This window comes from Methylophaga sp. SB9B (assembly GCF_004832235.1).
Taxonomy (GTDB): domain Bacteria; phylum Pseudomonadota; class Gammaproteobacteria; order Nitrosococcales; family Methylophagaceae; genus Methylophaga; species Methylophaga muralis.
This window is the reverse complement of the sequence record NZ_SSXS01000006.1, coordinates 131,958-154,964: the sequence shown is the minus strand read 5'-3', so window position 1 is coordinate 154,964 and position 23,007 is coordinate 131,958. Positions and strand designations below refer to the sequence as shown.

The following is a 23,007-nucleotide window of genomic DNA, read 5'->3' as shown; positions in this document are numbered from 1 at the left end:
CATGGCTACGCATATTCTCGATGAAGACTTTCAGCCTTATCAATGGCTCAGTGAATTTTCCCAGCAGATGCCTGCAGGCAGAGATGGTGCAGCTGCCAGCTTTATCGGAACTATGCGTGATTATAACGATGATGCAACCGTCAGAACCATGACGCTGGAACATTATCCCGCCATGACTCAGCGTTATCTCGAACAATTAGAAAAACAAGCTAAAACCGACTGGCCGTTAAATGATTGCCTGATTGTGCATCGTGTTGGTGAAGTGTTTCCCGGTGAAGCAATTGTATTAATCGGTTGCTGGTCAGCCCATCGCCGTGCAGCTCTGGATGCGTGCAACTGGCTAATCGAAGAGTTGAAATACAAAGCGCCGTTTTGGAAAAAAGAACAGAACCAGAGTGGCGAACGCTGGGTAGAATCTAATACCGACGGTTTATAGGAGTTGACTATGATTACCGGAATTTATGCCGCATTGGCTGCGTTGTTGATTGTCGCTTTGGCTCTTAATGTCATCAGTCTGCGAAGACATCATAAAGTGGCTTTGGGCGATGGTGGACATCAGGATTTACTTGCTGCGATTCGGGCTCATGCCAATGCTGTTGAGTATCTGCCGATTGGTCTGCTGCTGCTATTACTCCTAGAACTCAGCCAAGGCCCAGCCTGGTTAATCCATTTACTGGGCAGCCTGTTTATCATCGGTCGACTGATTCACGCCAATGGTGTGAGCAAAGCCATCATTCCCCGACGAATTATTGGTATGCAAATCACCATATGGCTGTTGATCATGATGGCGATATTGAATCTGTTAGCGTTTGCCGGTATTCAACTACCGGGCTGAGTCTTCATCCAATCCCAACTCTGACCATATCGCATCAACTCGAGCGACAATAGCAGGATCTTTCTCAATAGGTCTGCCCCACTCACGGTTAGTTTCGCCAGGCAATTTATTGGTCGCATCCATACCCATTTTTGAACCAAGCCCTGATACCGGCGAAGCAAAATCCAGATAATCAATCGGTGTATTTTCAATTAAAACTGTATCGCGAGCCGGATCCATCCGCGTGGTAATGGCCCAGATTACATCCTGCCAATCGCGCACGTTCACATCATCATCGACGACGATCACGAATTTTGTATACATAAACTGCCGTAAAAACGACCAAACGCCCATCATCACCCGCTTGGCATGACCGGCATATTGTTTTTTCATGCTGACGACTGCCATACGATAGGAACAGCCTTCAGGCGGCAGATAAAAATCGACAATCTCCGGAAACTGCTTCTGCAGAATCGGCACAAATACTTCATTTAATGCCACACCCAATATTGCCGGTTCATCGGGTGGTCGGCCAGTATAAGTGCTGTGATAAATCGGGTTCTTACGCTGGGTAATACGCTCAATAGTAAATACCGGGAAGCTGTCGACTTCATTGTAATAACCGGTGTGATCACCATACGGCCCTTCCGGCGCCATATCATCGGGATAGATAAAACCTTCCAACACAATCTCGGCATGGGCAGGTACCTGCAAATCGCTACCGATACATTTCACTAATTCGGTTTTACTACCTCGTAGCAAGCCAGCAAACGCATATTCAGAAAGTGTGTCCGGAACAGGCGTCACGGCGCCTAAAATAGTTGCCGGATCACAACCCAATACGACAGCAATCGGAAACGGTTCGCCAGGATGCGTTTGCTGCCATTCTTTAAAATCCAGCGCCCCACCCCGATGCGATAACCAACGCATGATTACCCGATTTTTACCAATCACCTGTTGGCGATAAATCCCGAGATTCTGCCGAGTTTTATGCGGCCCTTTAGTCACCACCAAACCCCAGGTAATTAATGGTGCAGCATCTTCCGGCCAGCACAGTTGTATCGGATACTCAGCCAAATCAATAGCATCGCCCTCAATCACCTGGTCCTGACAAGGTGCCTTTTTCACCACCTTCGGGCCCATATTTAAAACCTGACGAAAGATCGGCAACTTATCCCAGGCATCTTTCATACCCTTAGGTGGTTCCGGCTCTTTCAAAAACGCCAGCAACTTACCCACTTCACGCAATGCCTCAACCGAATCCTCGCCCATCCCCAACGCAACCCGTTTTGGCGTACCAAACAGATTAGCTAATACAGGAATCTTGCTGCCTTTAGGGTTCTCAAACAGAATTGCCGGACCACCAGCACGCAACACCCGATCACAAATCTCCGTCATCTCCAGATGGGGATCTACCTCGGTGGTGATGCGTTTTAGTTCGCCCTGTTTTTCCAGGTTGGTGATGAAGTCTCTTAGGTCGGTGTATTTCATGAACTTTGTTGTATTTTAATTTATATTAAGTTGTAGCTTAGCAGGTTCACTGGAGAAACAATGCAGAATGGCAAATTAATATGGCATGTTGCATGTGATGAGTCGGGGATTGATGGTCAAAAATTCTATGGCTTTGGTTCTCTTTGGATGAAATATCAAAGACGGGGAGATTTCGTTCGAATAATTAGAGATTTGAGGAATCAGCATAATTACTTTAATGAAATAAAATGGAATAAGGCACATAAAAAAGACTGTGCAAATTTTTACGAAGATTTAGTTGATACCTTTTTCAAACATGAATGGCTAGCATTTCATTGTATAGTCATTCGGAAAGGTCTAGTTGATAAGTCATTCCATGATGGTGATTATGATCTCGCCATGCAAAAACACTTCACAAAGTTGATCCAAACGAAAATAGCAACCGTCAAAAAAGCACACCCTAAAAGACTATCAGAGTTCAGAATTGAAGTAGATCCACTTCCCTTCAGATATCAAAAAGCTGATGAGGCTTTCCACATCATTGCTAACAGAATGCTGAAAAGTACTTTCGGTGAAGCCCCCATACGAAGCGTAATTACAAAAGATTCGAAAGACTCGGAACATATTCAAATTGCAGATTTTTTACTGGGGGCAGTGATGAGTGGATTTCAAAGAAGAGCTTCATCACCAGCCAAAATCAATGTTGCTCGTTTTATTGCTAGCTATTTAGGTTGGACCGATCTTAGCTATGACACGAGGCCTTCAGAAAGAAAGTTTAATATTTGGTACTTCTATGACCCAACGAAAGGTCCAAGAGAAATTGAAACAAAAGATGTTTCACTAAAGTACAAGCTACCAGGAAAGATATTAAGTTAAGGTCTCTAAAGTAAGAATCAAAGGGTCAGCAGACTTGATTTTTATCTGTGAACTATGGCCCACTGTTCATTTTTTGCGTGGCCAAAAAACGAACAAAAAAAAGGCCAGCCCATGCTCGCCCTGCGGGTTCCCTGCGCTTCTCAATCAGTTTGGAACATGACGAAAACTCGCTGCGCTCAAACACTCGTCATGTTTGGTCCAAACTGATCCACGAAGCTCGGCTTCGCATAAGGGCATCGAGAAAATGCCCCAAAACATGAGGCTAGCGGATCCCCCTTTGGTGTTGCCGATAAAAATGGTTATCTCAGGATAAGAAATCGGAATGTCTGAGCGCAGCGAGTTTTTTCGATTTCCCTGAGATAACCATTTTTATCGGGGAGCCGCAGGCCAACACATGGGGTGCCTTTTTCTTTGGTTCGTTTCTTTTGGGCGAACAAAAGAAATGAACGCCCCGCGGCAGCGTTCCAAATCAAAATTTAACTCTGATTGTTGGGTTTCATTGCATTCAACCCAACCTACCCTCGAAACCAAAACCCCACTCACACTGGTACAAAAATCAACGCCAACACATCATTCTGATAATCCCCGGTCGTTTTATACTCACGATAGCCTTTTGACATAGCAGCACCTACAGCATATTGATCGCCGTTATATTGCAAAATAACCGAATCACGCTCACCATTTTCCAGTTGGAAAAAGTGGCTTTCGAGCTGCAATGTTTGTCCAGGTAATAAATCGGGTTTGGTGCTGGCAATAATTAAACCGTGTCGATCGGTGAACAGACCAAAGGCACCGTTGAGGATCTGTTGGTTATTATCTCGCGGTAACGAGTCTTGCAACATCGCTAGAAATTCAGGTTTGCCATCGAAGACCACGCAGATTCCGCCAACAGTTTTATTGTTATGTTGCGCTCGTATGGAGGTCTGATAAAGATAGGTGTGTTGGCCGTTATACAGAGGCGTAGCGGTAAATGGTGAAACGGTATAGTGCTTGGAATCTGAGACAGCGAGAGTTTTTTTAATCACCGCCTGATCGGGCATGGTTTGGCCGATTAAATGGTTTTCATCGATATTGGAAACCGCGACGATTGTGCCGTTGCTATCGAATAACATCAGGTTGGTGTAAACCGTATAAAGACCATTGATGTATTCAAGTACGCTCGCCAGCGTTGCATCATCCTGATGACTACGTAACGGTTGAGCCAAAATTTCACGAAAACAAGATGTAAGTGCCCACCAACGAACATCATTGGCGCGTTCATAAAGATTGCGATCCATGATATCGACGGCGAGAAATGCCTGAAACTGCACGTCACTGAGTAAAGAACTGACGACGGTGTTGCAAAGATCGTCTATCGATTCATCAAACACGCCTTTGGTGCGATAACCGATAGTGCGGATTTCTTCCAGCACTGGCATGAATTCAATAGCATTGCGCTTGGCAGAAACAATCTGCCCATTGAGAACTACCAGACTTAAATCATCAACCACCCGTTCGGCACGGTAGGCAATATTTTGCAGGGTCTTGGAAAAGATGCTTGAGCGCTGTAATTGAACGGCATCACTTTTAGTAGCAGCGCTTTTTTCTGCAAACGCTTTTTGCACTGGCCGTAAGATAAGCCCAAGCCAATTGAGTCCGTTATAGCCTTGGTAACCTTTGGTTTTGTTTTGATGAGACAGGAAATTCTGCTCTTCCAGTTCAATGAAATTGATTCCGCTTTGACCTGAGCCACTAACCCGGTAACCAAAAGGTAGAATCTGTTCGTTACTGCTACTTATCACCCGATTGTTTTGATCGAGGATGGCGATTATTTCATCCTCACCGACCAGATTCGCGAAAATGCCGTTTACTTCATCTTCAAATCGAAAACACAGACAGAGCACACCCAACAAATTGCCACCATGCTGTTCATCATCACGAATAGGTGCTGAGAAAATATGTGCCGCCCGACGCCCGGACTGAAGATTGGAACGGCGAAATGTTTCAACATAAGGCTGGGTGGTTTCCAGAGTTTCCCGAATCAACGGATCGTTGCTGTTTACGACTTGGTTAGTCTCATCAAGATTTGCTCGAACACGCCCTTGTGTATCGAGAATCAAAATCTCGTCATAGACACTGTATTTAGTGGTGTATTCGTGAAGGCGATCAACGATGGCCTGATGTTGCTGCTCTGTCGGGGTGGATTCACGCAGAAAGGTGCGAATATCATCGTCGGTGGCAAGGAAACCCACGTCTGCAGTACGTTCAAACAAATTTCGGATCAGGATATCAATAGCGACCTGAGCCCGCGCACTGCATTCTAACTCTAGTTTACGGATATTTTCCTTCACCAGATTATTGATAAGATTGGCTTGCAACTCTTTGAAGTGTCGCCGTGTTACCTCCATATCGTCAATCAACGTTGGTGTCACAGAATGACTATTGATTTTGCCGATGAGCGTGACCTTCTGCCACCATTCTCCAAGTGAAAGAAACGTGTGATTGTATTGCGTTACTAACGGCATAAAGCGAATACATGAAGCGTGTAACGTTGAAATATCTTTATTGTCCATTTCGTCTGCATATCCATCCGAACGACACTACGCAGCCTGCATCCTTACAGTTTTCGCCCCGTTGCTAAGCTGAAGTCATCTATGGCTGACCCGAAACTTTTTGAGTGATTTGCTTATATCACTTGGCGCTAACAGTGACATTTTCAGCTAAAAGGCACAATACCTATTAAGTTTAATTTTCATACAACAATTTATTAGCTTGCTTTTTAATCTAATCAGCCCAATATTAGTTTTACAATTGTTAAATAAAACTGTGAAAACAGCAGGTTGGAGGTTGCTATGGCTGGAGGTTGGTCTCGAGATGGCGCAGTTCAGGATCAGATAGATGCCAGTGTTGAAGATGGTATTCAACAGGCTCGTTCTCGTTTGCCAAAAGGCGAAAGTCTGACGCATTGTGAAGAGTGCGAAAAAGAAATCCCCCAGGCAAGACGTGAGGCGGTTCCAGGTGTTCGCCTTTGCGTGACTTGTCAGGAAATTGTCGACAAAGAAAACAAAGCGTTCAATCTGTTTAATCGACGTGGCAGTAAAGATAGCCAGCTGCGCTAGTCTTTCATTTGAATATAAAAATGAGCATTTCGGTGCTCTTTTGCTTTTAATCCCATTACTGTGTAAAGCTGTAACTGTGTTGTGCTCGGGAACCAGTTTTCTGAATCCTCCGCAGTTCACAAGAAATTGATATAGGCCAGTTTAAAGTCTGAGATTGAAAGTCTGATGCTTTATCTGGCTCACTTTTAGAGAGATATAAAATGAAGAAATTATTACTCGCGTTGCCTTTCATTTTCGCAGCGCAGCTGGCTGTGGCAATTGATGATCAGGATAAAGAAAATTATAAAAACAATTACACCACACAATTAAAACCACTGGTTGTACAACAGTTAAGTGCTGACAGACCAGAAATGACTGCTGGCGCCGTTGATGCTGAAGCAACTGCTTATGTCGCTAAAATGGCAGAATGTCAGTTCGTGGCATTAAGCCAGTTCCCAGAAAACTATCGTGATAAAGCGATTATGCCGGTAGCCGAAGGCGCTGATATCGCTGAGACGACATATGCGTTAAATCAAGAGCTGCTGCAAGATATTGAAACAGGCAAGCTGTCTAAAGATAGAGCAACGATGATGATTACCAATGCTCAGGAATCTGTGCAAATGTGTATGAACTCATAAAATTAAGACAACTGTGTTTATAAAAAAGGGCCTTTCGGCCCTTTTTTTGTTTATGCAGCAATGCCAGTATGTCTTAACAGCGCATCAATCTGCGGCTCACGGCCACGGAATTCGATAAACAATTCCATCGGTTCGCGGCTACCGCCCTGCTCCAGAATAGCTTCAAGGAATTCCAGACCAGTTTGCCGATCAAAAATGCCTTTCTCTTCAAATTTGGAGAACGCATCAGCTGAAAGTACTTCTGCCCATTTATAGCTGTAATAGCCTGCGGCATAACCGCCAGCAAAGATATGGGCAAAACTGTGCGCAAAGCGATTGAATTTGGGCGGTTTGACCACAGTAACTTCATCCCGAACCTGTTCAAGAATTTTCTCGACCTGATTCGGCTCATTGGGGTTAAATTCCAGATGCAGACGGAAATCAAATAACGAGAATTCCAGCTGACGTAACATCATCATTGCCGATTGGAAGTTTCGCGCTGCAATCATTTTATCGAACAGTTCATCAGGCAGTTTTTCACCGGTTTGGTAATGACCGGAAATCAAATCCAGTGCCTCACGTTCCCAGCACCAGTTTTCCATAAACTGACTTGGTAATTCGACCGCATCCCACGCCACACCATTAATACCGGATACTCCGGCATATTCAATTTTGGTGAGCATATGATGTAGACCATGTCCAAATTCATGGAATAACGTGGTCACTTCATCATGAGTGAACAAAGCCGGTTTATCACCGACGGGCTCAGAGAAGTTACAGGTCAAAAACGCCACTGGAATTTCAATACCGTCGGCGGTACGACGGCGTGCTTTACATTCATCCATCCACGCACCGCCACGTTTATGCTGACGGGCATATAAATCAAGATAGAACTGAGCACGAACGCTGCCATCCTCGGCGACAATCTCAAAAAAACGTACATCATTATGCCAGACATCCACATCATGACGTTCCCGAATATCCAGACCGTATAAACGATTCACCACAGCAAACAGCCCACTGACCACTTTGTCTTCAGGGAAATACGGTTTTAATTCTTCCTGTGAAATCGAATAACGCTGCTGCCGTAATTTTTCAGCGAAATAAGTGACATCCCAGGCTTCCAGCTGACCTTGATCAGCGGTGACTTTGGCAAAGGCACGTAATTCGGCATATTCATTTTCGGCAATCGGTTTAGACCGCTTTGCCAAATCTTGCAAAAAGTCTAAAACCTGCTGCGGTGACTGGGCCATTTTGGTCGCCAATGAACGCTCTGCATGGTTGGCAAACCCCAGCAGATTCGCCAGTTGGTGCCGCAGATTTAGTATATCCAGCATCACTTGGGTGTTATCCCATTTACCAGCATGCGGACCTTGATCAGAAGCTTTGGTGGCAAACGCGGTATACATTTCCTCACGCAGCTCACGATTATCAGCATAAGACATGACTGGCATATAGGATGGGAAATCCAGGGTAAATAACCAGCCTTCCTCACCTTCACGCTTGGCCATTTGCTCAGCCATTTCAATAGTGGATGGTGGTAAACCGGATAATAATGACTCATCGGTGATCAGCTTGCGCCAGGCGTGAGTGGCATCCAGCAGATTTTCTTCAAACTTAGCGGTGCGTTCGGTCATCTGCTGCGACAACTTTTTAAATTCATCACGCTTGGCCTGATCTAATTCAACACCGGATAAACGAAAGTCACGAACCGCGTTATCAATGACTTTTTTCTGTGCCGTATCCAATTTCTGGTACTCAGCGCCTTCAGCAATGGCCTTGTATGCTTGATACAGTGTTTCATTCTGACCCAGTTCAGTGGAAAATTCGCTGAGCTTTGGCAGGCAGGCATTGTATGCCTGACGCAACTCTTCGGAATTCATGACTGAATTCATATGGCTGACTGGCGACCAGACACTGTCGATCAGTGCGTCCATTTCTTCCATCGGATGCACTAATGTTTCCCATGTGGGCTCTGACAGCGTACTTAAAATAGTGTCGATTTTATTGCGAGCGGTGCTCAACGCATGATCAATTGCGGGCTCAACTTGCTCGGCTTTGATTGCGGAAAATGGCGGTAAACGGTGATTTTCCAATAATGGGTTGCTCATAATTATGTCCTGATTAAGTTCGGTATCGCCCGCAGTATGGCGTTTGAAGTTACTGTCATGGTAACGCAACAAAACAGTCATCACACTGCAATATCATATAGATAAGGTTCGCTCAGAATTTTAAGTGAATGAGTGCCTTATGCAAACACAACTAAGTCACAAGCAAAAGCTGAAAGTTCGCACCGTGTTCATATCGGATATCCATCTTGGCTTCCGAGGATGCAGTGCAGAACTCCTCCTTAACTTTTTACATAATGTGGAATGCGAATATCTTTATCTGGTCGGCGATATTATCGACGTCTGGGAAATGAAAAAGCGCATGTACTGGCCTCAGGAACATAATAACGTCGTTCGTACGTTGCTGGGTAAAGCTAAACACAATACCAAGGTCATCTTCGTCCCCGGAAACCATGATGAGATTCTGCGGGATTATGATGGCGCTGTGTTCGGTAACGTTCAAATTCACAATGAAATTATTCACACCACTGCTGACAAACGAAAATTGCTGATTATTCACGGTGATCAATTTGATAGCGTGGTGAAAATATCGCCGATGCTGGCCAAAATTGGCAGCCGGCTGTATGAGTTTTTACTTAGAGCCAACCGCTGGGTAAATTATTTCCGTCGTAAGATGGGGTTTACTTACTGGTCACTGGCGGCATTTTTAAAACACAAAGTAAAAAATGCGGTGCAATACATAAGTAATTTTGAAGAAGCTGTGGCGCATGAAGCGGCTAAACAAGGTGTTGATGGCGTAGTCTGCGGCCATATTCACCGAGCCGAAATTACCCGTATCCAGAACATCGATTATTACAACTGCGGTGACTGGGTAGAAAGTTGTACAGCTTTAGTTGAACACTCGAATGGCCAGATGGAAATTATTCCCTGGGCAGAACTGTTTAATGAGCAAGTTTTGATAGCAAAAGCCGCTTAATGAAATTAGTGATTGTGACTGATGCCTGGGAGCCTCAGGTCAATGGTGTTGTACGCACCTTGGGCAAAACCCGTGATCATCTGTTAGAGATGGGCTATGAGGTGATCATGATCACTCCACTGAATTTTAAAACCATTCCCTGCCCTACATATCCGTCTATTCGTTTAGCTTTACTGCCTTATCGAAAACTTGCCAATATGTTGGAAAATTTGCGGGCTGACGCAGTGCACATCGCGACTGAAGGCCCGTTGGGAATGGCAGCAAGACGTTGGTGTTTACGCAATGAAATTCGTTTTACCACTTCATTTCATACCCAATTTCCTGAATATTTACGACTACGTTTACCGATACCACTGAGTTGGAGTTACGCGTGGTTGCGACGCTTTCATCGACCAGCTACACGAACCTTAGTACCGACCATTTCACAACAGCAACGTCTGCAGCACTATGGATTTCGGGATGTTTACGTGTGGGGACGCGGTGTAGATACCCAAATATTTAAAGCGGATATTGCCATCGAATATGATTTGCCTCGCCCGATTTTTATTAACATGGGCCGAGTGGCCGTTGAAAAAAACATTGAAGCATTTCTGGATCTGCAGTTGCCGGGCAGCAAAGTGGTGATTGGTGATGGTCCCGATTTGGAAACGCTGCAAAAACGTTATCCCAAAGTATTGTTTACTGGTGCCAAATATGCCGAGGAGCTTGCAGCTTATTTATCTGGGGGTGATGTATTTGTGTTTCCCAGTAAGACAGATACCTTTGGATTGGTAATTTTGGAAGCGATGGCCTGTGGGCTTCCTGTAGCAGCTTTTCCAGTGACCGGCCCAAAAGATATTGTCATTAAGGGCCAAACCGGAGAGATCGATTGGGACCTGCAACAAGCGGCATTGAATGCGCTGAATCTGCAAAAAAATGATTGTATTGTTTTTGCTCGTGAAAATAGCTGGCAGAAATGCAGCGAAGTTTTCGCCAGCTATATGTACAACAATGGGGCTCCCACCCCAATCAAAACGGCGCAAAAGCTCAGTCCAAAAGCTGAATAGTTATCAATAGCGTGTTGCAAAGTGACAACAGCGTCATACTTTCTAGGTATTCGTACAACAGACTACTTGATTAGCCTAGAACTGCCGTGAGATTATTCCTCGTATATTCGTATAAGGAATACCGCAAATGTTCAAAGCAAAAGGTTTTTTCAGAATCAGCCTGATCAGCATGGTTGTTCTGTTTACAGGATGTGCGACCACACAACAAAATCCGGATGAACGTGATCCGTTCGAAAGTTACAACCGCGCCATGTACAAATTTAACGATACCGTTGACCGCGCTGTCTTGAAACCGGTAGCAAAAGGTTATGATGCCGTGGTTCCCGATGCAATCAGCTGGGGTGTCAGTAACTTTTTCAGCAACCTGAATGATATTACTGTCGCTATCAATAGCTTGCTGCAAGGTAAATTCAGCCAGGCTGCTGATGATACTGGACGTTTTCTGTTAAACAGTACGGTGGGTGTTGCTGGTATTTTTGATGTCGCTGGTCATGCTGGTAACAAAAAACGTAATGAAGATTTCGGTCAGACGTTGGGGGTTTGGGGAGCAGAACCTGGTGCCTATATCGTATTACCATTCTTTGGCCCGCGTACCGTGCGTGATTCGTTTGGTTTAGTCGGAGACATGTTTACTGATCCAGTCATGTATGTTGAAGGTCCGGGAGCACGAAATGCTTTAGCTGGAACCCGTCTGGTTGATACCCGCGCCAATCTGCTTAAAACGCAACGTGTATTGAGCGAAGCGACAGACGATGAATATGCATACGTGCGCAACGCTTATCTGCAACGTCGTCAATATCTGGTTTACGATGGTAATCCACCAAATGATGATGATTATGATTTATTTGATGACGAGTAATCCGTCACACCAATCGTTATAATAAAAAGAGCCGGATTTATTCCGGCTCTTTTTATTTCAAGGATCCACCATCGGTAGTTAAATGACTTCACTCTTATTTACCTTGGCGATTATCAGTGGTTTTGTCCTGCTGATTTGGGGGGCAGATAAATTCATTGATGGCGCGGCGGGCATTGCGTCAAACTTGGGTGTTGCCCCGCTGATTGTCGGATTAACCATTGTTGGTTTTGGCACCTCCGCTCCGGAAATGATGGTATCAGCCCTTGCCGCTTTTGACGGCGCCCCTGCACTAGGCATAGGTAATGCGATTGGTTCGAATATCACCAATATCGGGCTGGTTTTGGGGATCACAATTGTTATCGCCCCTTTGGCAGTTCATTCAGTTACGTTAAGACGCGAATTCCCGGTTTTAGTATTCATCATGTTCCTTGCCCTGCTGTTATTACTGTGGGATATGGAGCTGAATCGTATTGATGGCATTATTCTGTTTTCTGGGTTTATTCTGACCTTGTGCGGCATGGCATGGTTAGCTGTTAAGAGTGCACAAGACGATCCGCTGAAAATTGAATTCACCCAGGAATATGCACAACCTAAATTACCGCTAAAAAAAGCCATCATCGTTTTTTTTATAGGTCTCATTGCTCTGTTAGCAGGTTCCAAACTATTAGTTTGGGGAGCCACAGAAGTTGCGCAGTTACTAGGTATAAGTGATCTGGTGATTGGTTTAACTGTGGTCGCCATTGGCACCAGTTTGCCCGAATTAGCTGCCTGTATATCTTCTGCATTAAAAAATGAGCACGATATTGCTGTGGGCAATATCCTGGGCTCGAATATCTTTAACCTGCTGGCAGTATTGGCGATGCCGGGGCTGATTCAACCATCCAAAGTGGATACATTGCTGCTAACACGCGATTTTAGCTTTATGATTGCGCTGACAATTGTGCTTTATTTGTTTGCACGTTTTTGTTTGAAAGGCCAACTTGGACGCCCGGTTGGTTTATTACTGCTCATGGTTTATGCAGGCTATATAAGTTTGCTGGCCTATCAAGGTATGCATAACGGTATATGAAGATTGATGCGGAAAAATTAAAAAAACTGGCACTGGCGGTCATTGATACTGAACTAGAGTCAGTGATGTTGTTGCGGGATCGGATCGATGATGATTTTGTCCGTGCCTGTGAATACCTGCTGCAATGTCAGGGACGAATAGTGGTAATTGGAATGGGCAAATCCGGCCATATCGGCAGCAAAATTGCCGCCACATTAGCCAGTACCGGTAGCCCTGCTTTTTTTGTTCATCCCGGCGAAGCCAGTCATGGTGATTTGGGCATGATTACTGATAAAGACGTGGTACTTGCCTTGTCAAACTCCGGCGAAACCGCTGAGATCCTAACCATTTTGCCTCTTATTAAACGTCTCGGCGTACCGTTAATTACCATGAGCGGCCGGATGGATTCGACACTTTCATCATGTGCCGATGCGGTGATTAATGTCAGTGTGTTTAAAGAAGCTTGTCCACTTGGCTTAGCACCGACATCCAGCACGACGGTTGCGTTGGTAATGGGCGATGCATTAGCGATTGCTTTATTGGAGACTCGCGGCTTTACCGCCGAGGATTTTGCACTTTCCCACCCGGGCGGTAATCTTGGTCGACGTTTATTGCTACGGGTCAGCGATATCATGCATAGCGGAACCGCTATACCTCAAGTCAATCAACAGGCATTATTGCGTGAAGCACTGATTGAAATGTCCAAAAAAAGTCTGGGCATGACGGCAGTGGTGGATAATGAGAGCAAATTAGTCGGCATATTCACCGATGGGGATTTGCGTCGTGTGTTGGCACAGGAAGTAGACATTCTGACAGCGCCATTAAAAGATCACATGACACGTCATTGCAAAACCGGTCAGGCAGAGATGCTGGCAGCCGAAGCATTGCAGATGATGCAGCAATACAAAATCAACGGTCTGTTGATTACCGATAAAAACCATAACTTAACTGGCGCACTGAATATGCACGACTTATTACGTGCTGGTGTGGTCTGATTTTCAGGAAAAAATGATGCAAGATATAACGGCTCGTGCCAAACAAATTAAGCTGGTGATTTTTGATGTCGATGGGGTACTGACTGATGGCAGTATTATCATTGGCGATGATGGCGAAGAATATAAAGCCTTTCACTCGCGGGATGGTCATGGAATGAAACTGCTGCAATATACCGGTGTCGATATTGCTATCATTACCGGCCGCACATCCAGAGTGGTTGAACATCGTATGCAAAGCCTGGGAATCAATCTTGTCTATCAAGGACAGAAAGTAAAATTACCGGCGTTTGAAGAGCTGCTGAAAACCCTCAAGTTAAAACCGGAACAATGTGCCTATGTAGGCGATGACTGGGTAGATTTATCCATTATGAGCCGGGTAGGTTTAGCGATTGCTGTGCAAGATGCTGATGCCGTGGTGAAAAAACACGCTCACTGGATCACCCCTTCAAAAGGTGGAAAAGGTGCAGCACGTGATGTTTGTGAATTAATTATGGAAGGACAGGGAACCCTGCAGGACCAAATTGAACGCCATTTTTAATATACCCAACTATCTCAAAATTGGCTTACTGCTATTGGCAGTTATCAGTCTGTGGATGCTGTTTACCCGTCCAGAACCGCCTAAACCTGAGGCATCCGTGCAATACAGCATTGATTTTGGCATGACTGACTTCAAACTCACTGTGATGGACATTAACGGTAAGCCATCTCGCGTTATCACCGGGGATACGCTCTATCACTATCCGGAAAATGATCGGACCGAAATTTTCAATCCGAATACCTTATTTATCGTGCAGCAAAACAACGATTGGATCATTGAGTCGGACCATGCAGAAACACAGGGTGAAGGCGAAAACATTCTTCTCACTGGCAATGTTATTATTACCAACAAAGATCAACCGGAAATACAGTTATTAACTGAAGTTTTGAATCTGGATACCGTTCATAATACGGCGTATACCGATCAGCCGGTGACCATGAAATCGCCGCATGGTGATACCCATTCAGTCGGGTTTCATGCGGCTTTACAAGAAGAAACTATTAATCTGCACTCTAGGGTGAGAGGACAATACAATGCGCCACCTGTTAATTAATCTGCTTTGGGTTCTGACAGCAATCCCATCGATTGCCCTCGCCCTACCCAGCGATCGTGAACAACCCATCAATATCGAAGCAGATCATGCGCAGCTTGATGATCAGACTGGTGTCACCCAATACAAAGGTAAGGCCATATTAACGCAGGGCACTTTACGCATTGAAGGTGATGTTATTACTTTCTTTTATGACGAAAATCGTGAACTGGAAAAAGCGATTGCGGAAGGCAATCTGGCCACCTATGAACAGGTGCATAAAGAAGGCGACAAACCGGTCAGAGCCAAAGCTTTACAGATGGAATATCACGCCCGAAATCAACGTATTTACCTGGTCGGACAAGGTTATGTTTGGCAATCAGGTGATGAATTCCGTGGTAATCATATTGAATATGATATTGATAAAAATATTGTTATTGCCAACTCCAGACCCGTTACCGTGGATGGCCAACAACAATCCAGTGGCCGAGTTCACATTACCATTCAGCCGCCTGGCCAACGTGAAAAAAATAACACTAAACCAGCCAGACCAGCCGTTCAAACTCCTCAACCGTTAACCGAGGCTCCTGAACAACAATCTGAGATGAGTTATCCCACCGCGATTACTCAAACCACATTAAATGTTAGAACCGGTCCCGGTACTCAATATGAACGTATTGGTGCCTTCGTTGAAAACACTGAGGTAATCGTGTTAACACGTCAGCCAGAGTGGATACAAGTGCGTGGCATGAGTGGCGATAACGCAATTATCGGTTGGGTGAGTGCGCGATACCTGCAAATGAATCCTGAATAAATCACGGAATTTAAATGAGTCAGCTTTCTGCAAGGTCGCTCGCCAAGCAATATGGCGATAGGCTGGTTGTTAAAAATATTTCTTTAGAAGTAAATAGTGGTGAAATTGTTGGCTTACTTGGCCCAAATGGGGCCGGTAAAACCACCAGCTTTTACATGATTGTGGGCTTAATTCCGGTTGATCATGGCAGTATCTTTCTCGATCAAAGAGAACTAACCCACGAACCTATACACAAACGCGCCCAACTTGGCATTGGCTATCTGCCCCAGGAAGCGTCGGTGTTTCGTAAACTGTCGGTTGAAGCTAACCTTTATGCGATTATCGAAACCCGAAAAGATCTCAGTCTTGATGCTAAACAGCAGTTACTCGAAAGATTACTGGAAGAATTTCACATCAGTCACATTCGCAAATCACTAGGCATGGCGTTATCCGGTGGCGAAAGACGTCGGGTTGAGATTGCCCGCGCCTTGGCCATGGATCCACAATTCATTTTGCTGGATGAGCCATTTGCCGGTGTTGATCCGATTTCTGTTCTGGATATTCAAGGCATTATCAAAGCGCTTGCTGCTCGGGGTATTGGCATTTTAATTACCGATCATAATGTCCGTGAAACACTGAGCGTTTGCGAAAGGGCCTACATCTTTAATGAAGGTGAAGTTATTTCCAAAGGCACCCCCGATGAAATACTGCAAGATAAGCGTGTACTTAGCGTTTATCTTGGGCGGGACTTCCGCCTGTAAATTAGCAGGCAATTTCCACAATAAGTTTCTGGTCATTCCACAGAGCAGTAGAGTAATATGAATTGAACTCTGTTTGAGTACTTTTTATGTATCGACTGATCGGGCTTGTCTTATTGTTATTTGCCAACTTAGCACTGGCAGATGAAACAAATCAGAATCTAACTTCCGTATCAGTCAAACTTCACTGGCAACATCAATTTCAATTTGCTGGTATTTACGCCGCCGTAGAAAAAGGCTTTTATCAAGAAGCCGGACTGGATGTCACCCTCCTCAATGGACAGAAAGCGCCTTTCAATGAAATTGAAAATGGTGATGTTGACTTCGGTATTTCTGGAGCCGGTCTGGTTGTCGAAAGATTGAAAGGCCGCCCGTTTGTTGCGCTCGCGGCAATCTTTCAAAGTAGCCCCTATACTTGGTTGGTTCGAGCGGACTCAGATATAAAACATCCTAACGATTTCATCGGCAAAACCGTGACTCGGCAGTCTTATGCCGATGATTTATCGGCTATGTTGCTGAGATTTAATATTCATCCTCATCAACTGAATATCGTGGATCCGACCACAGATGACATTGACAATCTAATCGCTGGCAAAGTGGATGCACTTACTGCTTATATATCCAATGAACCCTTCTGGATGAGAGAACAAGGCGTCAATTACCGTACCCTGTCACCGCATGAATTCAATATCAATTTCTACAGCGATATTATTTTCACTTCCGAACAGTATTTGAAACGTCAGCCTCAAATCGTTGATGCATTTCGAGATGCCACTATACGTGGCTGGCAATACGCCTTGGAACACCCTCATGAAATGATTGATGTGATTGAAAAGGACTTTAACAGCCAAAATAAATCACGTGCACATCTGGAATTTGAAGCAGAAAAACTCAGTGAGCTCAGCTTATATCCCACCGTCTCAATAGGTCATATGACTATCGAGCGCTGGCAAAAAATTGCTGAACATTATCAGCAATTAGGTTTAATTAATGATGATCATCGGCTGGAAGGTTTTATTTATGACCCTACGCCCAGCTTGTCGGTATGGCTGAAATGGCTGGTTTTTTCGTTATTTTTGATCGCAGCATTAATGGCTATGGGTTATTTCATCAAACGTCAGCATGCCAAAGTATTAAGTCAACAAATTGCCATACAAACTGCCACATTGGAAGCTGAGCTGGAAAAAGGCAAACAATTGGAAGAGAAGGCTAAACGTGAAAGTGAACGTTTACAAACTCTGCTGAATCATACAATGGAAGGTGTTATCACTATTGATGAAACTGGCATTATTCAAAACTTTAATGTCGCCTCAGTTCGTTTATTCGGCTATCAACCAGAAGAAATTATTGGCCAGAATATTACCCTGCTGATGCCAGCTCAACATCGACACCATCATGAAGCTGGCATGTCACGTTTTCTCAGCACGGAGCAATCCAAAATAATCGGCCAACCGATTGAGCTGGAAGCCTTACATAAAAGTGGGCAAATGATTCCTATTGAATTGACTTTAAGCGCCTTTAAATGGGAAGGCCATTATTTCTTTACCGGTATAGCACGTGATATTTCTTTGCAAAAAGCGGAGCATCTGGCATTGATTGCCGCCAAAGAAGAAGCCGAAAAAGCTAACCAGGCCAAATCCGAATTCCTCTCTGCAATGAGCCATGAATTACGCACACCATTGAATGCCGTTTTAGGTTTCGCTCATCTATTACAGAGCGATCAAATGGCTCCCCTTAACGATACTCAGCAGGATAGTCTGAAGCTAATCATTCAAAGTGGTGAGCATTTGCTCAAGCTTATTAATGATGTTCTGGAGCTGGCAAAAATCGAAACGGGTACAGTGGAAGTATCCATTGAGCCAGTAGATGTCAGTGTCGCCATTAAACATTGTTTGCCAATGCTGCAAAACCTGGCCTCACGGTATAAGGTCAACATTCTAACCGGCGAAATACCCGATCACCTGGTGCTCGCTGATTTAACCAAACTCAAGCAAATTTTGATTAATCTGGTGAGTAACGCTATCAAATATAACCGACCAGATGGTGAGGTCTTTATTAGTGGGGAGATCATCCATGGTCTTAATCGCTTGCGAATTACTGTCCAAGATACAGGCATTGGAATTCCGCAGGATAAACAAAATTATCTGTTTACGGCGTTTGATCGATTAGGGCAAGAGAACTCAGGAATTGAGGGCACTGGTGTTGGACTTATTGTCACGCAACGACTTATAAAAGCCATGGATGGTCACATTGGATTTGAAAGTAAAGAAAACGTAGGCAGTCGATTCTGGGTGGAATTACCGATAACCAACCAGACACTTCACAATGGCAGTCTGAGTCAGCAAACCTCTTCACTGCTCTCGGAACCTTCGGTTAAATCTGCTACCGGCACAGTCATTTTGCATATCGAAGACAATCCGGCCAATATCAAATTGATGGAAGCCTTTTTTGATCGCCTGCCACAATATGAATTATATGTTTGCAAAACGGCTGAAGCCGGATTGGAATGGCTGGAAAACAATATGCCTAAAGTTATCCTGATGGATATTAATCTCCCCGGAATAAGTGGCTTACAGGCTACCGAGCAGATTAACGCTAATCCAAAGTTTCGCCATATCCCAGTGATAGCTGTCACTGCTGCCGCCATGCCTTATGATTTACAACAAGCAGAAGGTTTGTTTACCGCCTATCTCACCAAACCCGTTAACTTCAGCCTGCTAAAAGAATTATTAAATCAGTTTGCTGGACCAGCAGCTCAGTCCAAAGATGGGTAACCCTGTCGCTTAGGGAAGAACAATAATGGTTCTACCCGGGCATCGTTCAAACTGACTCCAAGATGCAAATGTGGGCCAGTGACTCTCCCCGTTGCTCCAACCGTACCAATGATGTCTCTTTGTTTAACCAGTTGACCAACTTTGACATCAATCCTATCCAGATGACAAAACATGGTGACGAGGCCCTGACCGTGATCAATCATTACGGTATTACCATTGAAAAAGTAGTCACCAGTATCCGTTACAATACCATCGGCAGGCGCCATAATACTGGTGCCGGTGGGCGCTGCAATATCAATTCCACTATGAGGATTACGTTCTTCGCCATTGAATACTCTGCGCCGACCAAACAGGCCGCTGACACGACCTTCAATCGGCCACACAAAATTGAAAGGTACGTCGTCACTCACCCGCCAGTTACGTAGGGCTGTATTGATCTTAGCGGTCTCTGCTTCGATGCGAACCATATCTTCAGCATAAGGATTTACCTTACGATCATCGGGCACGTTCACATGCTGGGTAGGATAAGATTTGTGTTTGACCTCAAACAGAATGCTGCTTAATGCGCCTTGGTCATCCACCAGCACTTTATGATTGCCAGGTTTGGCTGCCAAAGGAATGCCCACTACCGCCTGCCATTGGGAATCCTGTTTTACCACCAGCACCTGTTGTTTTTCGTAGGTGACTTTAGGAGCTATATTTCCATCAATTTCCAACGGCAAAATGATGACGCCACCAGGTACCGGAAATTGTTGTGGTAATGCCCAAACAGACGAACACAGCAATAACAGAATGGGCAAACAGATAAAATTTAATTTCATTTTTTCTCACGCACTTCACAGTTCAATTGACCTTCAAATAAACGGATTTGCAGTTTCTGACCAATAGCTACTTCATCCGCGCGGTAAATAACATTACCGCTTTGCTCATCGCTAGTGATGCTGTAACCCCGCTCCAGCGTATTTAACGGACTGACAACTGAAAGTGTTCGCATCAATTGCATCAACTGTTTTTTGTGATCGGTAATCTGCTGTCGAGTCAGCCGGTTTAATTGTGCAGAAAGCGCTTCTACAAGCTGCTGTTGTTGTTTCAATCGGGAGACCGGCACTAATCGCTTTAACCGATCAGTAAGATTTTGGCTTTGTTGTCTGAAATGCTGTTGTTGTATAGCAAATGCTTTTTCGAATCGCTGTGATAAATCCAGCAAACGGGTTTGCCGCCAGCTGATCCGCAGTTGGGGATGCGGTAATCTTGCAGACAAATAATCCAACTGCTGTTGCTTGCTTTGTATGCGCCGCTGAAAGCTGTAATCCAATTGGGACTGTAGGCGTTTTAATTGTTGCTGCTGAAGTTTCAGTTGCTGTTGCGGGCGTGGTAACCGCTGGGTTAAATAACGTATATGCCGTTGTTCATTAAACAGTTTTTGTTGGATTCGACTACTTAGATTTTGCAACAAATTGCGTAAATTTAACGCTAATTGACGCGCTTCGGGTACCGCCAATTCTGCTGCTGCCGAAGGTGTCGGCGCTCTAACATCAGCCACAAAATCAGCAATGGTAAAATCAATTTCATGACCTACCGCACTGATAGTTGGAATCTGACAGGCAAATAAAGCTCTGGCGACCAGTTCGTCATTAAAACTCCACAGATCCTCCAGCGAGCCACCGCCGCGACCGACTATCAACAAATCACATTCCTGTCGCTGATCGGCAGTTTGAATAGCAGCGGCAATTTGCCGTGGTGCCGTTTCACCTTGTACCGCAACGGGATACAGAATCACTTTGATTGCCGGGAAACGACGTTTCAAAACATGCAAAATATCGTGAACCGCCGCGCCATCTGGTGAAGACACAATGCCAATGGTTTGCGGCAAAAATGGTAACGGTTTTTTATGGGCGGTATCGAAAAGACCTTCTTGGCCCAGTCTGGCTTTTAATGCTTCATAAGCACGCTGCAAGGCGCCGCTACCCGCCTCTTCCATATGCTCAACAACCAGCTGAAATTCGCCGCGGCCTTCATAAAGTGTGACTTTGACACGCAGTAATACCTGCATGCCGTTTTCCGGCGTAAAGCGTAATTGTTGATTGCGGCCACGAAACATCGCACAGCGCACTTGCGCAGCCGAGTCTTTAAGTGTGAAGTAAATATGCCCAGAAGCCGGCATCGCTAAATTGGAGATCTCGCCTTCCACCCACAAAAGTGGAAACGAACCATCCAGCATCAGCCGGACTTCTCTGACCAATCGCGAAACCGGATATACATCCTTGACAGCACGGGTAGCGAGTTTACCTTGCGAATCCGATGTCATAAGTGATGCCATAAACCACTAAGTTCCTGATATAATTTGTCGATCATATTACAGTAAATTCGGGAACCCGCCTCATGAGAATTGCGCAAGAAGCCCTGACATTTGATGACGTTTTATTAGTCCCCGCCTATTCAAATGTTCTGCCGCGCGATGTCAGTCTGTCAACACAACTGACACGTGACATCACCATCAACATTCCGTTGTTATCCGCCGCTATGGATACCGTCACTGAAAGTCGTCTGGCAATTGCTATGGCACAGGAAGGCGGTCTGGGTATTCTGCATAAAAATATGACTATCGAGCAGCAAGCTGACGAAGTCCGTAAAGTGAAAAAATTTGAAAGTGGTGTGGTTCGTGACCCAATTACAGTTGGCCCGAATACCACTATCGGCGATGTCGTTGCTTTGACTCGTGCTCACAATATCTCCGGCGTACCGGTGGTTGATGGTGATGATCTTGTCGGCATTGTGACCAGTCGCGATTTGCGTTTCGAAAAACATTTTGATAACCCTGTCTCTTCAATCATGACTGGCAAAGATAAACTGGTCACCGTTGGTGAAGATGCCAGCCGTGAAGAAGTTTTGCACTTGTTGCATAGCAATCGCATTGAAAAAGTACTGGTAGTCGATGACCAATTTCATCTGCAGGGCATGATTACCGTTAAAGATATTCAAAAACAAACTGATAATCCTTTGGCCTCCAAAGATGCGCAGGAACGTTTACGTGTCGGCGCGGCGGTTGGCATTGGCGCGGAGAGTGAAGCGCGTGTTGATGCATTAGTCGCAGCGGGAGTGGATGTCATTGTTGTCGATACTGCTCATGGTCACTCACAAGGTGTATTGGATCAGGTTCGCTGGGTTAAACAACACTATCCTCAAGTTCAAGTGATTGGCGGCAATATCGCTACTGCAGCTGCAGCCAAAGCTTTAGTTGAGGCAGGTGCTGATGCGGTTAAAGTCGGTATCGGTCCCGGTTCAATTTGTACTACACGTATTGTTGCTGGTGTCGGTGTTCCACAAATCAGCGCCATCAGTAATGTTGCAGCAGCACTTGCTGGAACCGGTGTTCCACTGATTGCTGATGGTGGTGTGCGTTACTCGGGTGATATCGCTAAAGCAATTGTAGCCGGTGCTCATACCATCATGATTGGCGGCATGTTTGCTGGTACCGAAGAAGCGCCAGGTGAAGTAGAATTATTCCAAGGTCGTGCCTACAAATCCTATCGTGGCATGGGCTCTATGGGTGCGATGCAGCAAAAACAAGGTTCCAGTGACCGTTACTTCCAAGAATCCAGCGAAGCCGACAAACTGGTACCGGAAGGTATTGAAGGTCGTGTGCCATTTAAAGGCAGCCTGAGCCCGGTTATTCATCAGCTGATGGGCGGCGTTCGTGCTTCCATGGGCTATACCGGAAGCCGTACTATCGAAGAAATGCGTACTAAACCCGAGTTTGTCCGTGTG

The 23,007-nt window shown here is 45.1% G+C and carries 21 protein-coding genes; 16 read left to right on the top strand and 5 right to left on the bottom strand.

Annotated elements, in window-relative coordinates:
- The first annotated feature begins 1 nt into the window (after position 1).
- Positions 2-436, top strand: a complete 435-nt coding sequence (locus tag E8Q33_RS08425) for a molybdenum cofactor biosynthesis protein MoaE (protein ID WP_136554095.1) — start codon at positions 2-4, stop codon at positions 434-436.
- A gap of 9 nt (positions 437-445) precedes the next feature.
- A complete protein-coding gene (locus E8Q33_RS08420) occupies positions 446-835 on the top strand; it encodes an MAPEG family protein (protein ID WP_069297087.1) in 390 nt (129 codons plus the stop codon).
- Here E8Q33_RS08420 and ubiD read toward each other — a convergent pair.
- Complete coding sequence (gene ubiD, locus E8Q33_RS08415) at positions 824-2,305, bottom strand: 4-hydroxy-3-polyprenylbenzoate decarboxylase (RefSeq protein WP_136554093.1); 1,482 nt, start codon at positions 2,303-2,305, stop codon at positions 824-826. The genes E8Q33_RS08420 and ubiD overlap by 12 nt on opposite strands.
- Positions 2,306-2,365: 60 nt before the next feature.
- On the opposite strand from ubiD, the gene E8Q33_RS08410 reads away from it, so the two are divergent.
- A complete protein-coding gene (locus tag E8Q33_RS08410; protein WP_136554091.1) occupies positions 2,366-3,160 on the top strand; it encodes a DUF3800 domain-containing protein in 795 nt (264 codons plus the stop codon).
- Positions 3,161-3,699: 539 nt separating this feature from the next.
- On the opposite strand, the gene E8Q33_RS08405 is transcribed toward E8Q33_RS08410, so the two are convergent.
- Positions 3,700-5,712, bottom strand: coding sequence for a cache domain-containing protein (locus E8Q33_RS08405; protein WP_136554089.1), 2,013 nt, complete (start codon positions 5,710-5,712; stop codon positions 3,700-3,702).
- Positions 5,713-5,991: 279 nt separating this feature from the next.
- On the opposite strand from E8Q33_RS08405, the gene E8Q33_RS08400 reads away from it, so the two are divergent.
- Entirely contained in the window at positions 5,992-6,258 is a 267-nt protein-coding gene (locus tag E8Q33_RS08400; RefSeq protein ID WP_069296104.1) for a DksA/TraR family C4-type zinc finger protein, read from the top strand.
- A 200-nt stretch (positions 6,259-6,458) separates the two neighbouring features.
- On the top strand, positions 6,459-6,875 hold the full coding sequence (locus E8Q33_RS08395) for a hypothetical protein (protein ID WP_069296103.1): 417 nt from the start codon (positions 6,459-6,461) through the stop codon (positions 6,873-6,875).
- A gap of 50 nt (positions 6,876-6,925) precedes the next feature.
- On the opposite strand, the gene prlC is transcribed toward E8Q33_RS08395, so the two are convergent.
- Positions 6,926-8,965 carry an oligopeptidase A gene (prlC, locus tag E8Q33_RS08390; RefSeq protein WP_136554170.1) on the bottom strand — a complete coding sequence of 680 codons (2,040 nt, stop codon included), beginning with the start codon at positions 8,963-8,965 and terminating at the stop codon, positions 6,926-6,928.
- Positions 8,966-9,104: 139 nt separating this feature from the next.
- On the opposite strand from prlC, the gene E8Q33_RS08385 reads away from it, so the two are divergent.
- The 10 genes from E8Q33_RS08385 to E8Q33_RS08340 all read left to right on the top strand — a co-directional run bounded on the left by E8Q33_RS08385 (position 9,105) and on the right by E8Q33_RS08340 (position 19,239).
- Positions 9,105-9,899, top strand: coding sequence for a UDP-2,3-diacylglucosamine diphosphatase (locus E8Q33_RS08385; RefSeq protein WP_069296102.1), 795 nt, complete (start codon positions 9,105-9,107; stop codon positions 9,897-9,899).
- On the top strand, positions 9,899-10,945 hold the full coding sequence (locus E8Q33_RS08380) for a glycosyltransferase family 1 protein (RefSeq protein ID WP_136554086.1): 1,047 nt from the start codon (positions 9,899-9,901) through the stop codon (positions 10,943-10,945). Before E8Q33_RS08385 ends, E8Q33_RS08380 begins: the two co-directional genes overlap by 1 nt.
- A gap of 127 nt (positions 10,946-11,072) precedes the next feature.
- On the top strand, positions 11,073-11,804 hold the full coding sequence (locus tag E8Q33_RS08375; RefSeq protein ID WP_069296100.1) for a VacJ family lipoprotein: 732 nt from the start codon (positions 11,073-11,075) through the stop codon (positions 11,802-11,804).
- A gap of 82 nt (positions 11,805-11,886) precedes the next feature.
- Positions 11,887-12,873, top strand: coding sequence for a calcium/sodium antiporter (locus tag E8Q33_RS08370; RefSeq protein WP_069296099.1), 987 nt, complete (start codon positions 11,887-11,889; stop codon positions 12,871-12,873).
- On the top strand, positions 12,870-13,847 hold the full coding sequence (locus E8Q33_RS08365) for a KpsF/GutQ family sugar-phosphate isomerase (RefSeq protein ID WP_136554084.1): 978 nt from the start codon (positions 12,870-12,872) through the stop codon (positions 13,845-13,847). The genes E8Q33_RS08370 and E8Q33_RS08365 overlap by 4 nt, the downstream gene beginning before the upstream one ends.
- A gap of 16 nt (positions 13,848-13,863) precedes the next feature.
- Positions 13,864-14,385, top strand: coding sequence for a 3-deoxy-manno-octulosonate-8-phosphatase KdsC (gene kdsC / locus E8Q33_RS08360; protein WP_136554169.1), 522 nt, complete (start codon positions 13,864-13,866; stop codon positions 14,383-14,385).
- Positions 14,369-14,938 (top strand): LPS export ABC transporter periplasmic protein LptC, encoded by a 570-nt coding sequence (gene lptC / locus E8Q33_RS08355; protein WP_136554082.1) that lies wholly within the window; start codon positions 14,369-14,371, stop codon positions 14,936-14,938. Before kdsC ends, lptC begins: the two co-directional genes overlap by 17 nt.
- Positions 14,919-15,728 (top strand): lipopolysaccharide transport periplasmic protein LptA, encoded by an 810-nt coding sequence (gene lptA, locus E8Q33_RS08350; RefSeq protein ID WP_136554080.1) that lies wholly within the window; start codon positions 14,919-14,921, stop codon positions 15,726-15,728. Before lptC ends, lptA begins: the two co-directional genes overlap by 20 nt.
- Before the next feature lie 14 nt (positions 15,729-15,742).
- A complete protein-coding gene (gene lptB, locus E8Q33_RS08345; protein ID WP_136554078.1) occupies positions 15,743-16,468 on the top strand; it encodes an LPS export ABC transporter ATP-binding protein in 726 nt (241 codons plus the stop codon).
- An 86-nt stretch (positions 16,469-16,554) separates the two neighbouring features.
- Positions 16,555-19,239 (top strand): ABC transporter substrate-binding protein, encoded by a 2,685-nt coding sequence (locus tag E8Q33_RS08340; protein WP_247869981.1) that lies wholly within the window; start codon positions 16,555-16,557, stop codon positions 19,237-19,239.
- Here E8Q33_RS08340 and E8Q33_RS08335 read toward each other — a convergent pair.
- Positions 19,221-20,060: a peptidoglycan DD-metalloendopeptidase family protein gene (locus E8Q33_RS08335; protein ID WP_136554076.1), complete on the bottom strand. Its 840-nt coding sequence runs from the start codon at positions 20,058-20,060 to the stop codon at positions 19,221-19,223. The genes E8Q33_RS08340 and E8Q33_RS08335 overlap by 19 nt on opposite strands.
- On the bottom strand, positions 20,057-21,559 hold the full coding sequence (gene xseA, locus E8Q33_RS08330) for an exodeoxyribonuclease VII large subunit (RefSeq protein WP_136554074.1): 1,503 nt from the start codon (positions 21,557-21,559) through the stop codon (positions 20,057-20,059). Before xseA ends, E8Q33_RS08335 begins: the two co-directional genes overlap by 4 nt.
- Positions 21,560-21,621: 62 nt before the next feature.
- Between xseA and guaB the strand changes: the two genes are divergently transcribed.
- Positions 21,622-23,007, top strand: a 1,386-nt coding sequence (guaB, locus tag E8Q33_RS08325; RefSeq protein WP_136554165.1) for an IMP dehydrogenase, incomplete at its 3' end; no start/stop codon positions are given.